Annotated in this window: 14 protein-coding genes and 2 pseudogenes; 7 read left to right on the top strand and 9 right to left on the bottom strand. The window is 68.4% G+C overall.

The window, feature by feature from the left end; all coding sequences use genetic code 11:
* Positions 1–51: 51 nt before the first annotated feature.
* The 5 genes from LDL49_RS05820 to LDL49_RS05800 form a co-directional block, all read right to left on the bottom strand.
* Entirely contained in the window at positions 52–1,863 is a 1,812-nt protein-coding gene (locus LDL49_RS05820) for an AfsR/SARP family transcriptional regulator (protein ID WP_225289876.1), read from the bottom strand.
* A 273-nt stretch (positions 1,864–2,136) separates the two neighbouring features.
* Complete coding sequence (locus LDL49_RS05815) at positions 2,137–2,271, bottom strand: response regulator transcription factor (protein WP_225289875.1); 135 nt, start codon at positions 2,269–2,271, stop codon at positions 2,137–2,139.
* Positions 2,272–2,513: 242 nt separating this feature from the next.
* Complete coding sequence (locus tag LDL49_RS05810) at positions 2,514–2,834, bottom strand: hypothetical protein (protein WP_225289874.1); 321 nt, start codon at positions 2,832–2,834, stop codon at positions 2,514–2,516.
* Between the two features lie 1,196 nt (positions 2,835–4,030).
* Positions 4,031–4,573: a hypothetical protein gene (locus LDL49_RS05805; protein WP_225289873.1), complete on the bottom strand. Its 543-nt coding sequence runs from the start codon at positions 4,571–4,573 to the stop codon at positions 4,031–4,033.
* A gap of 12 nt (positions 4,574–4,585) precedes the next feature.
* On the bottom strand, positions 4,586–5,389 hold the full coding sequence (locus tag LDL49_RS05800; RefSeq protein WP_225289872.1) for a TIGR03619 family F420-dependent LLM class oxidoreductase: 804 nt from the start codon (positions 5,387–5,389) through the stop codon (positions 4,586–4,588).
* A gap of 96 nt (positions 5,390–5,485) precedes the next feature.
* Here LDL49_RS05800 and LDL49_RS05790 point away from each other — a divergent pair, with 96 nt between their 5' ends.
* The gene (locus LDL49_RS05790) at positions 5,486–6,415 is read left to right on the top strand and encodes a LysR family transcriptional regulator (protein ID WP_263654700.1); all 930 of its coding nucleotides are present in this window, start codon (positions 5,486–5,488) and stop codon (positions 6,413–6,415) included.
* Positions 6,416–7,064: 649 nt separating this feature from the next.
* Here the strand turns inward: LDL49_RS05790 and LDL49_RS05785 are convergent.
* Complete coding sequence (locus tag LDL49_RS05785) at positions 7,065–7,229, bottom strand: hypothetical protein (protein ID WP_225289871.1); 165 nt, start codon at positions 7,227–7,229, stop codon at positions 7,065–7,067.
* A 177-nt stretch (positions 7,230–7,406) separates the two neighbouring features.
* The gene (locus LDL49_RS05780) at positions 7,407–7,676 is read right to left on the bottom strand and encodes an SDR family NAD(P)-dependent oxidoreductase (RefSeq protein ID WP_225289870.1); all 270 of its coding nucleotides are present in this window, start codon (positions 7,674–7,676) and stop codon (positions 7,407–7,409) included.
* A 59-nt stretch (positions 7,677–7,735) separates the two neighbouring features.
* On the opposite strand from LDL49_RS05780, the gene LDL49_RS05775 reads away from it, so the two are divergent.
* Positions 7,736–8,353 (top strand): TetR/AcrR family transcriptional regulator, encoded by a 618-nt coding sequence (locus LDL49_RS05775; RefSeq protein WP_225289869.1) that lies wholly within the window; start codon positions 7,736–7,738, stop codon positions 8,351–8,353.
* A 69-nt stretch (positions 8,354–8,422) separates the two neighbouring features.
* Here the strand turns inward: LDL49_RS05775 and LDL49_RS05770 are convergent, their stop codons facing one another.
* Positions 8,423–8,674: a hypothetical protein gene (locus LDL49_RS05770; protein WP_225289868.1), complete on the bottom strand. Its 252-nt coding sequence runs from the start codon at positions 8,672–8,674 to the stop codon at positions 8,423–8,425.
* Between the two features lie 178 nt (positions 8,675–8,852).
* Between LDL49_RS05770 and LDL49_RS59065 the strand changes: the two are divergent.
* The 4 genes and pseudogenes from LDL49_RS59065 to LDL49_RS05750 all read left to right on the top strand — a co-directional run.
* Positions 8,853–9,078, top strand: a pseudogene (locus LDL49_RS59065) (RNA polymerase subunit sigma-70); the annotation flags it as partial.
* Positions 9,079–9,348: 270 nt separating this feature from the next.
* Positions 9,349–9,654: a putative quinol monooxygenase gene (locus LDL49_RS05760; protein WP_225289867.1), complete on the top strand. Its 306-nt coding sequence runs from the start codon at positions 9,349–9,351 to the stop codon at positions 9,652–9,654.
* 40 nt (positions 9,655–9,694) lie between these two features.
* Positions 9,695–10,579: an alpha/beta fold hydrolase gene (locus LDL49_RS05755; RefSeq protein WP_225289866.1), complete on the top strand. Its 885-nt coding sequence runs from the start codon at positions 9,695–9,697 to the stop codon at positions 10,577–10,579.
* A complete protein-coding gene (locus LDL49_RS05750; RefSeq protein ID WP_225289865.1) occupies positions 10,576–11,841 on the top strand; it encodes an MFS transporter in 1,266 nt (421 codons plus the stop codon). Before LDL49_RS05755 ends, LDL49_RS05750 begins: the two co-directional genes overlap by 4 nt.
* 420 nt (positions 11,842–12,261) lie before the next feature.
* On the opposite strand, the pseudogene LDL49_RS05745 reads toward LDL49_RS05750, so the two are convergent.
* Positions 12,262–12,516 (bottom strand): annotated as a pseudogene (locus LDL49_RS05745) (transposase); the annotation flags it as partial.
* A 557-nt stretch (positions 12,517–13,073) separates the two neighbouring features.
* Between LDL49_RS05745 and LDL49_RS05740 the strand changes: the two are divergent.
* Positions 13,074–13,260: ArsR/SmtB family transcription factor (locus LDL49_RS05740; RefSeq protein WP_225289863.1), on the top strand; the 187-nt coding region annotated here is incomplete at its 3' end.

Here is a 13,260-nt window from a genome sequence, read left to right as displayed (position 1 = left end):
CCTCGCCTCGCTGTGAGGGGCCAGTGAAACAACGAGCGCTTCGAAGTCGCTTCAGATCGGCTGGGAATCCGCCACACGGCCGTCGGATCTCCGCATCCAGTCGTCCACGCTGTCGCGGTCGGCCATCTCGGTGGCGCACTGCCGGGCGAACCTGCGGACGACCTCGTGTATCAGGTACCTGTCCTGGCCCACCTCGGCGATCAGGTGCACCGCCGCCAGCTCGTCGAGCAGCCGCCGCACCCGTCGCCGTGAGCTGCCTGGGATGTCGTCGTTGAGGTGGATCGAGGCCGTGCGGTTGAGCCCGAGCCGCCCGAACAGGTGGGCCGCCGCCGGGCTGAGCCCCATGTGCGCGCCGGCCAGCGCCGCCCGCACGCTGCGCGGGTCGCCGTCCAGCGTCAGGTCGGACATGTCGTCGAGCTCCTCGACGAACAGCGACAGCGGCTGCCACGGCCGCGCGGCGAGCCTCGTGCCCGCGATCCTGATGGCCAGCGGCCAGCCGCCGCACCAGCGCACGAGCTCGGCCGCCGCCGGATCGCGCAGCCGCTCCGCGCCGACGATCCGGGCGAGCAGGTCTCTGCTGTTCTGGGGCGTCATCGGCTTGACGGTGACGGCCTGGGCCGCGTGGTGGGCCGCCACGGCGAGCCTGCGCCTGCTGGTGGCCACGAGCTGACTCGTCGCGGCCGGTGGGACGAGCGGGAGCATCTGCTCCAGTCCTCCGGCGTCGTCGGCCACGACCAGCATGCGGCGTCCGCTGATCAGCGTGCGGTAGAGCGCGGCCCGCTCGTCGGCGCTCACGGGGATGTCGGCCTTGGGCACGCCCAGCGCCCCCAGCGCCGCGCCCAGGGCGTCGCGCGGCGACAGCGCCTGGAGCGGAACCTGGCCGTGCAGGTCGACGAAGATCTGGCCGTCAGGGAACCGGTCGGCCACCGTGTGCGCCCACTGGACGACCAGCGCGGTCTTGCCCAGGCCGCCCGCGCCCGAGACCATCAGCACCCGCGATTCGTTACCCGTCTCGGCGATGACCCTGGTCAGCTGGGTCAGCTCCGTCTCGCGGCCGGTGAAGTGGCCGACGCCCGCGGGGAGCTGGGCGGGCCTGCTGACCGTGCCGGTCTTGGGCGGGGTCGCGCTCGCCGGGTCTCGGGCGGCCGTGCCCTCGTCCCCCCGGAGGATCATCGCGTGCACCTCGCGTACGTGGGCGCAGGGGTCGCTGCCCAGCTCCTCGGCCAGCCGGTCGCGCAGCGCCTGGTAGACCTTGAGCGAGTCGGCCTGCCGGTTGCAGCGGTAGAGCGCCAGCATGAGCAGACCCGCGAGTCGCTCGCGCAGCGGGTGCGCCGACACCGCTGCGGTCAGCTCGGCCACCAGGTCGACGTGGTGGCCGAGCTCCAGGTCCACGGCATACCGCTCCTCCAGCAGGGCCAGCCTCAGCTCCTCCAGGCGGACGCGGTCGAACTCGGTGCCCGGCGCCGACACCCCGTCCAGCGGCTCACCACGCCACAGGGCCAGCGCTTCGCGCAGGTATTGCGCGGCCTGGGCGGGCGAGTCGGCGAGCCGGGCCTGTCGTGCGAGATCCTCGCATTCGTCCAGGTCGACCGCGATCTCGTCCGCTTCGAGCAGGTAGCCGGGATGCCGGGTGACCAGCGCGCCGCCGATCTTCCTGCGCAACGACGAGACGAGCCCCTGCACTCTGGAACGCGGCGTGGCGGGCGGCCGGTCGCCCCATAAACAGTCGATCAGCCGGTCCGTGGAGATGACCGTTCCTTTTGACAACGCGAGCACCGCGAGGAGGTTGCGTTCCAGTGGCGAAAGAGAAACGCTGACTCCCGAAACACGAGCTTCCGTCGCCCCCAGCAGAGTTATCTCCATAATGGTCCCAGCCCCTGACGAGTGCCCAGCTTTACCTCATGCCAAATGCTCCCCAAGCGTCAATCGTAAGGACATCGGACAGGCCTTGACACTCACTTCAAATTAGCTGGAAATGACGCATGAAATTGCAAATGAAATCGATGTCGACCTCACCCAAGACCTGCCCCACCGACCCTCAACCCCAGGTCAGCAGCCCGATCGCCGGTGAGCGCAAGCCCCATCAATACTATGGAAATACGGCGCGTCACGGCCCGAAACACACGACTTCACAACTTATCGGGAGGCGGGGTTGACCAGCCCACAGTCGTACGACAGCACAACGACCTGTGCCCGGCTGGTCACTCCGAGCTTTGCCATCAGGCGATTGAGATGCGTTTTCACCGTGCCCTCGCTCACCGACAACCGCATCCTCCACGGGCCAGAAACCACCAGGCAGGGCGATCACACCCTGAAGCCGGCCGTCACGCGTTGTGCAAGATCATTCTCAGCGCCAACGGCTGTTCCTGGGTTCCTCGACCCCGAGCACGCTGGGCAGCAGCGTTCAAAGGTCAGCCGCCGCTGCTCTCCGCAGACCTCAAGCGGGTGTGTCCGATGAGCTCATACCGGTAGGCGCAGGTAAGTTCGTGGAGATCGGGCGGAGAAGGGACACGTCAGCCGTCCGTAGAGTCAGGCTCGCCAACGTCTTCGCGAAGCCAGGCCAAGACCCTCAGCGATTGCTCCAACTCCCTTTGGTGTGCAGCAGGGCGGGCGTCGGCCAGGCGGCGGTAGACCTGGACGGCTTCGGTGATGGCCTGCAGCGCCTCCTCGCGCCGTCCCAGCTCCGCCAGGCGGACAGACTGGTTGTTCAGGCTCATGGCGAGGTTGGGCAGGTCGTCTTGGTCGCGGTAGTGCAGGGTGAGGCGTTCGGTGACGCGGTTGGCCCATTCGGCCAGGGCATAACTGGTGTCGGGAAGCTGGTCGGCCCAGCTCATCAGGTGTGGTGGTGGGCCGATCGAGGAGTCGTTGCAGCGCCTGTAGCAGCGGAGCGGGGGTTTCGACCTGGGTGGCTACCTGGATCGCGGGGCCGCCTAACACGTTCGGCTGGTTCAGGCACCATCCGGTCACCTGCCTGGCCAGGGCGTCGGCGAAGACGGGATGGGCGGCGGCTCGGGTGGCCACGGTCAGCAGTCGCGCGGCCTGCGCGGTGGTGGCCTCGGACAGCAGGTCCTCGAACAGGTCGGGATGCGTTCGGGCATGACGGCCGAGGAAACGCTCGGCCAGCCGGTCGGGCTGCAGTTCTCCCCAGGGCGCGTCGTGGCTGCCCGGCGGATGCAGCGCGGCGCACGGCCACATCGGCGTCCACATCCGTCTCGGCGTCCTGGCCGTGGTCGCGGGCAGCCTGGGCATCGTCGTCCACAGGTCGTCTCGTAGGGCTCGCCACGGGCCAGGCGCTCGGCGCGCATCCGCTCGCGTTCGGCATCGGTGATCCCGGTCAGGTACTCCCACCTGCTGACCCGCTGGACCGTGCCGCGGGCCAGGTCGTGCTGCAGCACGATCCGAGAGGCGCGGCCCATCTGCTCTTCCTTGACCACCCACGGGTCGGCCGCCTGCCAGGGCACGTCCTGCCAGGCCCGACGCTCGGGTCGGTGCCATAGGACGCAAAGTAGCTCTGTGTAACCGCATGTCAGTGTCGGCAAGCCACCGAACTGATGGAGCGTCAATAGCGGGACCGCACAAGCGACCGACTCCGCCACAGCACTGACCTGCGGCGGCAGCCAACGCCGCGGCGGTCGCGAAGGCCTCGTCGGCACCGAGCTCGGTACTGGGGCCATGGCCAGCGCGAGCACCAGGTCGGTCTCCCCGCCGGATTCCGGGTGCTGGCCCTCAGACCACATACGCCCAGAATCCACATTGAGTGGATCTTGGGCCGCGCGTCCCCAGGTCAGGACGCGGCCGGAACGCGTTGGGAAGAGGCCGCGATCTCGGGGTGCCGGCTCGAACATGAGGGGGTAAGTCCGGCTCGATAACGATCAAAGTGGGGTTTTCCCAGGTCGGGGTGCGCAGTAAGGCCCCCTTATGTCAGAGCCCCCGCCCCGGGTTCCGGCGGCGTGACCGCCTCGGCCGCCTTCGCCAACGCCTTAGCACGCTGCTCCACCGTCATCACCGGCAGGGCCATCAGGCACCTCTCCTATAGAGATCGGCTGGTCAGGGACTCCCGCCAGAGATCACGACGGGGCCACCGTCGATCATCATCACGCACAGCGTCAACAGATGTGACACCCAACCCGGTTCGCCGTTCCACTCCTACTGGCAGGCCGGCCTGCCCGGCGTTATCGGCGTACGAGGTCACCGCCTCCATGGCCCGCGCCACCGCCTCGACCCCGGCGGCCGAGGTCTCACTGCCGGAGTCGAGACGTTCCAGCACCTGACGGTAGGTGCCGATCAGCCGCTCGCTGGTCGCCCGCTGGCGGGCCGGATCTCCTCCAGCTCCGCCTTGGCCCGCTTGACATGGAAGGCCATCCGCGACCGGGCCGTCGGTGTCGAACGGCAGGCCGGTCCAGGCCCGCCATTGGGCCAGGGAGGCGGCCACGATCATGGAGGCGGGGTAGGACCGGACCGGCAGACGCAACCCAGCCGGCGCTGTGGCAGCCCCGGCGGTGCGCTTGTCGCCGCTGGCGTTCGCCGAGCCCGGCCAGGAGCCGGGCGCCGAGCCGGTCTGGCTGGGCGGCACGAACTCGTTGGTTCAGGTCCCCACGAGACCTGCGCCGGCTCTCACCGTGGCCTCCATGTCGGCGTCCAGCGGCTGGATCGTCAGGCGGTGAACGCCCAATGCGGCGTAGCGCTGGACGCTGTCTCGATCGATGGGGCCCGGGGGTGGGGTGATCGTGATCTCCAGTGGGCCCAGGTGCGCAGGCCGGTCGTAGAGCTTGGTCGCGTGCTGGAGGTCGGACAGCGTGCGTGCCGCCTCCTGCGGGGTCAGGTAGACGCCGTACCAGCCGTCGGCTGACTGAACCGCCCGGCGCATGGCCGCCCTGGAGTGGCCGCCGACCACGATCGGCGGGCGCCTTTGTGGACGCGGGCGCTGGACGACGTCCGCAATGGTCACGAACTTTCCGGCGAATGGCCGATCGTCCCAGAGAGCCTGCATGGCGGCCAGGTACTCGTCTGTACGAGCGCCGCGGCTGTCCAGCGAGACGCCCATGGCGGCCAGTTCCTGTTCCACATAGCCGGCGCCGACGCCGACGATCAGGCGGCCTCGCGAGAGCAGGTCCAGAGAGGTGAGCTGCTTGGCCAGCAGGACCGGCTGGCGCTGGGAGAGCACCAGGACGCCGAAGCCGAGTTTGATCGTGGTGGTCAGGGCTGCCAGGTGGGCCAGGGTGACCACGGCTTCCAAACGGCCTTGCTCGTCCTGGGAGGGGGGCATCGCGATGTGATCGCCTACCCAGATCGACTCGAAGCCCATCTCCTCGGCCAGCCGCGCCCGCCTGGCCAGGGTATCGGGGTCGACGTTGTCGCCGCGGTGTAGTCCATAGAGTCCGATACGCATGCCGATCACCGTAGGGTTCTCCATGTCGATGTGACCAACGAATGTCTGGCATGGCCACCATGCGAAAGCCGCATAGCGATCCGGGGAGGAAGGGTCATGGATGTCTCCTGGCTAAAGGTTTTCGCCGAGGTGGCCGCCAGGAAGACCTTCACGGCTGCAGGGGACTCGCTCGGCTACACCCAGTCCGCCGTGTCACGCCAGATCGCGTCCCTGGAAGGCGAGCTCGGCGTCGCGCTTTTCGACCGTCACCCGCGCGGCGTGGAGCTCACCGATGAGGGCCGCCGCCTGCTGGAGCACGCGACCGCGATCCTGGACAGGCTGGAGGCGGCGAGGCACGACCTGCACCACGTGGGCCAGATGCGCGTCGGAGCGTTCGACACCGCTGATGCGGATCTGGTCCCTCGCGCCATGGCCGCGTTCGGGCGGACACACCCGAGCGTGGCCCTGTCACTGGTGGAGAGCACGACCGGCCCGTTGCTGGCCCGCCTGCTTACCGGCGAGGTCGACGTGGCGGTGGTGAGCGCCTATCCGGACAAGCCGCTGGAGGAGAACCGCTTCGTCCTGCACCACCTCCTGGACGACCCGCTGCTGGTGGCCCTGCCCGCAGAGCACCGGCTGGCGGGCAAGACGAGTCTGCGCCTGGCCGAGCTGGAAGGGGAGTCCTGGATCGAGGGCTTCCCCGAGGGCTCGGAGACATTGAACGCTCTCCACCGGCGTGCCGGCCTCCGGCCCCGCATCGCCTTCCCGGCCAGGGAATGGATCGCCAAGCAGGGCTTCGTCGCCGCGGGGCTCGGGCTGGCGCTCGTACCGTCACTGGCGGCGGGCGCCATCCGCCCCGACATCCTGCTGGTACCCCTGGAGGACGAGCCGACCAGGACCGTCTACGCAGCCACCAGAAAGGGCGTATCACCGCTCCAGTCGGAGTTCATCCGCTGCCTGCGGGAGACCTCCCTCGCAGGAAGGTGGTCATCGGCACGCCACCAGGCAGGTCATCGCGGTGATGAAGAACATCTTGGCGCACTCTAGGCGCCGACCCCTGAAAGGTGCAAACACGGGGTGGCGGCCCGCCGAATCGGCTAGGTCCCCATGGGTGTGCGCGAGGCGCCAGGCAAAGGGGTGGGTGATGGCGCCGGTGCAGATGCCTGGAACGGCAGACGACAGAATCGAGACCACGATGGTCGGTCGCCAGCTCGTGGACTGGTTTCCGAAGTGTGATTTGCGCCCTCTGAAAGTTCTCCAGATCCGACAGCGACGGCAGTTCCTCGAACGCCGTACACGCCGCAGCCGGACGTCACACTCCGCACAAGATCATTATCACCGCCAATGGCTGTTCTTGGGTTCTCCGACTCCGGAGATGGCCCACAATCCGCAACGCGTCCGCGGTTTTCTAGCGCATGCGCTCCAGGAGATGGGGTGGCTGAGGTGGGAAACCGGGCACCGGCAGCAAGCGCTGCGGTTGCTGCGTCAAGCGCTACCTCTGTATGCCAGAGCCGCTGAACTCAATCCCGCCTCCTGGCGCGGGTCCATACGTTGCTTTACGGCGACCTTGCACGCTTGTATCTCGGGCTTGGCTGGACGAGGGAGGCCATCCGCCTGGCGCTCAACACCGACGATGCGGACCCGCCGACCCAGTTCCCATCCAGGGGCTCCTGATCCTGACGCGGCCCTGGCAAGGTCAGACGCGCAGAGCGGCGCGGGTCGGGGTGTCGGGGAGGTGCTCATCGCCCGCCACCAGCCGGGCCATCCACGCCTGGCTACGCGCGCCAACTACCTGCCGGTTGGTGGTCGAGGATCTGACCGGGGACCAGACAGGCGGGGTACGCGGGAGACTGTGCGGCATGACGGAGCACGATGCCGCCGACGCGGCGCTGCAGGCCCTGAGGGCCCCCGCTCGGGTCCGCGTCACCAGCCGCAAAGTAACGCTGCGTGACTGCGCTGTGCGGTTTGACCACGGCCTCCTTCGTGAGTCGCGCCGCCAAGTAGCAAAGAGTTATGTCTCTGGCACATTGCGTCGCCATTACAGGTGCGGCATACCGGCCTGCCAGCCGGCCAGCGCCGCCTCGGCCACGGCGTCGGCGCTGGCGTCGGTGGCGAGGTCGCCGATGGTCACCTCGGCGCCGCCGCCCTCCGCCCGGATGGCGGCGGCGACGGCCTCCGCGCGGTCGCGGTCGCGGCCGTGGACCACGACGGCGGCCCCTTCGGCGGCCAGCGCCTTGGCGATGGCCTCGCCCAGACCCGCGCTGGAACCCGTGACAAGCGCGCGCTTCCCGGAGAGTTGCAGGTTCATGAATCCCTCAAACAAGCATGTATACAGTCGTAGACTTACCTGAAGTATACACTTGTAGAATGAGCGCGAAAACCACCCCTGGCCCCGCCGCCGACCGGCGCAAACGCGACGCCGCCGCCACCCGGCAGGCCATCCTCGACGCGGCGGTCGACGCCTTCACCCGGCACGGCTACGACGGGGTGGGGGTGCGCGACATCGCCCGCGACGCGGGCGTGACCGCGATGCTCATCAACCGCTACTTCGGCTCCAAGGAGGAGCTGTTCGCCGAGGCGGTCGAGGTGTCCTTCGCCCCGCCCACCGTCATCACCGGCACGGGCAGTGAACTGGCCGAGCGGACCGCGCGCACGCTCGCGGCCAGGACGGCGCCGGAGGCCGAGGAACTCGGCCCGTTCCTGCTCACGCTCAGGTCGGCCGCCAACCCGCGGGCGGCCGAGATCATGCGCGACGCCATCGCCCGGCACGCCGGACGCCGCCTGGGCGAGGAACTGCCCGGCGACGACGCGGGCATGCGGGCGGAACTCATGCTCGCGGTGCAGGCGGGGGTGTGGCTGATGCGCCGCGTCCTCGGGACGGCGGCGCTCGCCGCCGCGCCCCCGGAGGAGCTCGCCCGTTACGTCACCCTACTCTTCCAGGTGCTGGACCCTCCGGCGGCCGAAGCCGGTATGCCGCACCCGTAATGGCGACGCAATGTGCCAGAGACATAACTCTTTGCTACTTGGCGGCGCGACTCACGAAGGAGTCCGTGGTCAAACCGCACAGCGGCAGTCACGCAGCGTCACTTTGCGGCTGGTGACGCGGACCCGAGCGGGGGCCAAGACGCCGAACAGCGCCTCGCCTCGGTCCGGGTGCCCGCCGCCGTGCGGCTGCATCGGCTCGATCTCCAGTGCCAGGTCTCCGAGCTCGAACTGGGAACGGGTCTGGAGTTCAACCAGTTCCCGGCCGCGAGTGATGATCTGTTCGTACCGCTCCTGGCTGACATGACCGATCATGGTCAGCATGGTCCGCTCTCCCCTCGCACGCGACGTACGGGACAAGGGGTGTCGTTAACCAACGTGACACCAACTGCCAAATAGACCCTGAGCTGCGAAGTCAGCTTCCCGCTCCCAGTTCGGCTCGCACTGTCGGCGGTTCGACGGCAGGTCGGCCCGTTGCAAGTTCGGGAACACTAACGCCGGCTTCGAGCACCGATCGTCGCTGCGGTCCTGGCTGTACCGGATCGCGACCAACGCCTGCCTGACCGCCCTGGAGCGCCGCGGCCGACGTCCGCTACCCTCCGGCCTCGGCGGCGGGCTCCGAAGGCGCCTGGCTGCAGCCGATTCCCGACGCGTTGGTGACCTCGGCCTCGGACGATCCCGCGGTCATCGCGGCGTCGCGAGCACACCTCCGGCTCGCGTTCATCGCTCCCTAGAAACAAGGTCTTTTGCTCCCAGATAAAGATCATTAAGGGGATCAAAGACACCGTGCGCCACGAGCACGGGAAGGAGATCGACATGTAGGCAGATCTCTTGATCGCGGTGCTGCGCCCCTGCAGGCGGGCCACACGGTTGAGGCCGGGCTCGCCACGGCGGTCACCGACTACGTCGCCTGGCGCGCCGGCAATCCCCGCTAGAACCCACCCCACGCCGGCCGGGAAGACCGGCCGGTGCAACCCAGCCAAGGCCAGGAGCCTGCGATGTACGAAGCACTCGTCAGAATGGTCGTCAGACCAGGCAAGCGATCGGAGTTCCTGGAGTTCCCGCGCTGCACTACCCAGGTGGCCAGGGAGTGCGAGCCGGGCACTCTGCGACAGGACGTGTGGGAGGTGGAGACGGAACCCGACGTCGTATACGTCTACGACGTCCTACACGGCGAGGCCGACTTCGAGACCCACATCAACAACGAACCGGTGCAGGAGTTCGGTGAGATCATGAATGACCTGGTCGAGGGCTGGACCATGGTCATCCCTTCGGACAAAGCGTCGCCTCCTGAGGTCCGATAACCGCCAGCGGCCGTCTCCGACCTCGGCAAAACTGAACGCCATGATCGAACATCCGCACGGCCAGCCCTACGAGATCCACGGTCGCCGCATTTGGGTGGAGCAGCACGGAGAGGGCGAGGCCGTACTGCTGCTTTCGGGGCTGGGTCCCGCGGGATCACATGTGATCTTCCACCCGCACTTCGACGCCCTCGCGGTGGATCATCGGGTGATCTACGTGGACCTGTTCGGCCGCGGCCGCTCCGATCGCCCGCAAGACCTCACCGAGATCACCTTCGCCGGCGACGTCGCCGATGTGGCGGCGCTGCTCGAGCACCTGGGCCCGGCGCACCTGTACGGCTTCTCCTACGGCGGGCTGATCGCGCAGGCGATCGCCCTGGACCATCCCGCCCTGGCACGCACCGTCACCTTGGCCAACACCCTGCACAGCCCGGAAATGTGGCAGCTCAACCATGCCAACATCAACCGTGAGCTGGCCACGCAGTTGCCCGAGGTGTGGGAGCGGATCCAGGCGCTGCGGCTGGATGGGCTGCGCTCCACCGACGAGCCGCTGCGGCAGGAGTTCGCCAGGGCGGCGGCCCTGGTCAGGTTCTACGATCCCGGCAACGCCGCCCTGCTGGCCGACGAGCCCGGCGCCAGGAACCTCGAGCTCTATCCGATCTTCTGCGGCGAGGACGTCGACTTCATGATCGGGGGCGAGGTGGCCAGGATCCCGGACTTCCGGCCCCGGCTCAAGGAGATAGGCCTTCCCCTGATGGTCTTGACCGGTCGTTACGACAGGGCGTTGCATCCGGCGCTGCAGCGCGACTTCGAGCGCTTCGCACCTCAGGCCCGCTTCCACATGCTGGAGCGCAGCGGCTCGTTCAGCCATGTCGAGGAGGCGCACACCGTCCACTCGCTGCTTCGTGACTTCTGGCAGCAGGCATGAGGTCCGTGCCGGAGTCCGCTGAGCCCACGCGAGCGACGGCCCGGCGTGACTTCGGACTGCTGTGGGCGGGGCAGTCGATGTCATTGATCGCAGACCACTTCATGACGCTGGCGCTGCCCTTGCTCGCGGTGACGGTGTTGGGCGCGTCCCCGGCGCAGGCCGCGCTGCTGCCGTTCGCTCTGTTCCTGCCTTTCCTGCCGCTCGGCTTACCCGCGGGGGCCATCGTGGACCGGTTGCCTCGCCGCACGGTCATGCTGGTCGGCAACGGCGTACAGCTGATCGCGTTCAGCGCGATCTGGGTCTTGGCGGTCACCGGCGTTCTCACCTTCGCCCTGCTTTTCGCGCTGGTCGTGCTGAGTGGTTGCGCGGTGGTGTTCTTCCAGGTCGCCTATACCTCTTATCTGCCCGCTCTCTTCGGCGACCCGGGCGAGCTGCACAGCGGCAACACCCGCCTGGCGCTGTCGGAATCAGCCGCCAAGGCAGTCGGGCCGATGCTCGCGGGGCCGGTGATCGCCGTGCTCGGCCTGGCCGGCGCACTCCTCGCCAACACCCTCAGCTTCGGCGCGTCGCTTGTGACACTGATCATGATCCGGCATCGGGAGGTGCCACCCGCCAAGCCCGCGCCGGAGCGCGGCTGGATACGGCGAGACGTCGCCACCGGGCTCAGATTCGTGCTCAGGCACCCGGTCCTGGAGCCGGTCCTGGCCTGCGGCACCGTTTACGTCCTGTTCCTGTCCATGGTGGAGACCAGCCTGGTCCTGTATTGCCGCAACATCCTCAGGCTGTCCCCGCTGTGGATCGGGATCGTGGTGGGCTCGGCCGCGGCCGGCTACCCGATCGGGAACCTCGCCTCCGCCGCCCTCATCAGGCGTCTGGGCAGTCCGCGCGCGCTCATGCTCGCCGCCACCGTCTCGGTGCTGGGCATCGTGGCCATGCCCATGCTGGGAGCCCCCGGCGCTCTGGGAGCCGCCGGCCTGATCATCGGCAGCGTCGTGCATTGCGTGGGTGAAGGCGTGTTCAGCCCCACCTCACTGACCCTGCGCCAGACGCAGACCCCGTCGGAGCTGCTGGGCCGGGTGGCCGCCGTGCAGCGGTTCCTGCTGTGGGGTGCGGTCGCCCTGGGATCCCTGCTCGCCGCCGCCACCACCGCCCTGGGCGGGCTGCAGGCGGCGGTGTGGACCGGCGCCCTCGGCACGATCTTGTGCCTTCCCGCTCTCCTGCGCCGCGGCATCCGCACCGCCACGCTCAGCCATACCGGCTAATCACAGGCTCAGCTGGAGCCAATTGCGCCGCCGGTTCTGCCGACCGGAACCGCCCATAACGGGGTCGAGGTCACCGGCGCATCCCGCGTCAAGGTGATCCGCTACCGCTATCTCGGGAGCACCATCTCGCCTCTGTGGACTTCGAGGCCGTCAGCCACCGAGGTCGGTGGCTGACCATCGGTAAGGCACGCGGAGCGTCCGATGTCGAGAGGGCACGTCGGGTGCGGCGCGGGCCGGGAAACGAATCAGCCGCAAGGCTGGTACCGCGCCCGGTGCGACCTTCCAGTGCGACCTGGGTCTCTTCGTCAGTGGCGGAGCGAGCGGCATTCGGACTACGCCGATAGGTCCATAGGTCAACCGCCAGGTCGCGTCCTCGGAGCGGTGTAAAAGGCTCGACGAGGTAGGTGCCGTGAGTGGATCTTAGACGGCCTCGGTGACGGGTGCCAAGGCCGGGTCGTCGGTCGGGTGGAGCTGTGTGGGCGGGTGGAGCAGGGCTCGGCGGAGGTCTTGCAGGATGCGCAGGCCCGTGCTGGTGCTGGTGAAGCCGCGCCAGCCGCGGGCGGCGCGATCGAGTACGGCCCAGACCAGGGAGACGCAGCTGGTCTCGCCGGGGAAGCGGACGATGACCTTGACGCGGCGGCGGGTCTCGCCGAAGGTGCGCTCGATGATGCCCGCCCCAAGCCGGTCTGGCTGTGGTCGTCGGCCACCAGCCGGTCCGCCGCTCAGGCCGACCTGCTGTGGCAGGCGTTCCTGCGCAGGTTCGACCTGGAGATCTGTCAAGCACAATGCACCGATAACTACAGCTTGGCCGCGTAAGAGGAGAGCCTCAGCTGGTGGTGGGTGGCTCCTCGGAGCGGTGGGACGGGTTCTGCTGCTGCCAGCGTCTGCGGCTGTGGTAGCCGTGAGGCGGGGCGCTGAGTGAAACGGAACGGGATCCGCCGGCAAGCGCCATTCGGCCAGGTCACGGCCTGTGACTCCCGACTTCGGGCAGACAACGTTTCGGTCGGGACGACAGGGGATGAGTCGGGCACGCATCGGAGCGATAACCAGCGGCAGCGCGTTTGCCCAGGTCGTGATGCTCGCTTAGGCGCACCGTTGGTAGCTCAGCGTCACTGACGCCGGATTCCGCTCCAAATCTCTCTGCGGGCCGCGGCCTGCCCGATCCCTATGCTGCCCGACCATTCCGAGATATTCCTTGACACGAATATTCGCTGTGATGAATACTTCTCGGCATGGACGCACTCCTCACCGCACTGGCCGACCCGGCCCGCTGGCGCCTCGTGGGCCTGCTGGCCGAGCGGCCGCGGCCGGTCGGTGTTCTCGCTCAGCTCGCCCAGGCGCGCCAGCCACAGACGACCAAGCACCTGCAGGCCCTTGAGCGTGCCGGCGTCGTCACCTCCCAGCGCTCCGGCCAGCGCC

The sequence above is a fragment of the Nonomuraea aurantiaca genome (assembly GCF_020215705.1).
In the GTDB taxonomy this organism is placed as follows: Bacteria; Actinomycetota; Actinomycetes; order Streptosporangiales; family Streptosporangiaceae; genus Nonomuraea; species Nonomuraea aurantiaca.
This window is presented reverse-complemented; position numbering and strand designations above follow the sequence as displayed.

Excerpts from the sequence above, each read along its gene's own strand:
- LDL49_RS05820 (WP_225289876.1), bottom strand. The coding sequence starts at position 1,863 with ATGGAGATAACTCTGCTGGGGGCGACGGAAGCTCGTGTTTCGGGAGTC.
- LDL49_RS05815 (WP_225289875.1), bottom strand. The coding sequence starts at position 2,271 with ATGCGGTTGTCGGTGAGCGAGGGCACGGTGAAAACGCATCTCAATCGC.
- LDL49_RS05810 (WP_225289874.1), bottom strand. The coding sequence starts at position 2,834 with ATGAGCTGGGCCGACCAGCTTCCCGACACCAGTTATGCCCTGGCCGAA.
- LDL49_RS05800 (WP_225289872.1), bottom strand. The coding sequence starts at position 5,389 with ATGCGTATCGGACTCTATGGACTACACCGCGGCGACAACGTCGACCCC.
- LDL49_RS05790 (WP_263654700.1), top strand. The coding sequence starts at position 5,486 with ATGGATGTCTCCTGGCTAAAGGTTTTCGCCGAGGTGGCCGCCAGGAAG.
- LDL49_RS05785 (WP_225289871.1), bottom strand. The coding sequence starts at position 7,229 with ATGCCGCACAGTCTCCCGCGTACCCCGCCTGTCTGGTCCCCGGTCAGA.
- LDL49_RS05780 (WP_225289870.1), bottom strand. The coding sequence starts at position 7,676 with ATGAACCTGCAACTCTCCGGGAAGCGCGCGCTTGTCACGGGTTCCAGC.
- LDL49_RS05775 (WP_225289869.1), top strand. The coding sequence starts at position 7,736 with ATGAGCGCGAAAACCACCCCTGGCCCCGCCGCCGACCGGCGCAAACGC.
- LDL49_RS05770 (WP_225289868.1), bottom strand. The coding sequence starts at position 8,674 with ATGCTGACCATGATCGGTCATGTCAGCCAGGAGCGGTACGAACAGATC.
- LDL49_RS05760 (WP_225289867.1), top strand. The coding sequence starts at position 9,349 with ATGTACGAAGCACTCGTCAGAATGGTCGTCAGACCAGGCAAGCGATCG.
- LDL49_RS05755 (WP_225289866.1), top strand. The coding sequence starts at position 9,695 with ATGATCGAACATCCGCACGGCCAGCCCTACGAGATCCACGGTCGCCGC.
- LDL49_RS05750 (WP_225289865.1), top strand. The coding sequence starts at position 10,576 with ATGAGGTCCGTGCCGGAGTCCGCTGAGCCCACGCGAGCGACGGCCCGG.